Source organism: Sphingobacterium sp. UBA7253 (genome assembly GCF_002472745.1).
Classification (GTDB): Bacteria; Bacteroidota; Bacteroidia; order Sphingobacteriales; family Sphingobacteriaceae; genus Sphingobacterium; species Sphingobacterium siyangense.
On record NZ_DKSP01000123.1, the window covers coordinates 25452 to 25965 of the forward strand.

Consider the following 514-nt stretch of genomic DNA (forward strand, 5'->3'; position numbering starts at 1 on the left):
AAACAGATTTGTAAATATTATTTTTCGCGGGATATTTAAAAGCTTTGGCCAGTTGGTTTCTACGGGCAACCACAATCTGCCCTTCTGTCGCCACCAATTTTCCTTTCTGATGGTCCAGATGTGTTTCACCAGATAGCTGAAAAAAAACGACATGTTCGGGAATGAACTGTTCGTGCCCAAATGCTTTCTCGACATAACAGGAATACAAAAAGGCATTCCCAAAATCTTTCTCTTCCATGCTCAATACGATTTATTTTAAACGGCTCTGCGATTATGGGTACCGATAGCTAAAATCAGTCCCAGCCTAAAGGTAGCAAATATCTCATACCTTTTGCAAAGTCTAGTTGTCCGAAAGCTCAAAATATAGTTGATACACAGCTCAAATCAAGCTACCGAAAAACTCAACGCATAAATACATTCACTTTTTGGAAAGCATCCTTCTTTTTTCTAAATCGAATGGCCCATGTCATCACCTACGTGTTTCAACATGGAGCCATTCGAACTGCTTGTTATT

General features: G+C 39.3%; 1 pseudogene. It reads right to left on the reverse strand.

Annotation, left to right across the window (positions count from 1 at the left end):
* Positions 1-238 (reverse strand): annotated as a pseudogene (locus tag B2X72_RS12770) (hypothetical protein); the annotation flags it as partial.
* Positions 239-514 lie beyond the last annotated feature (276 nt).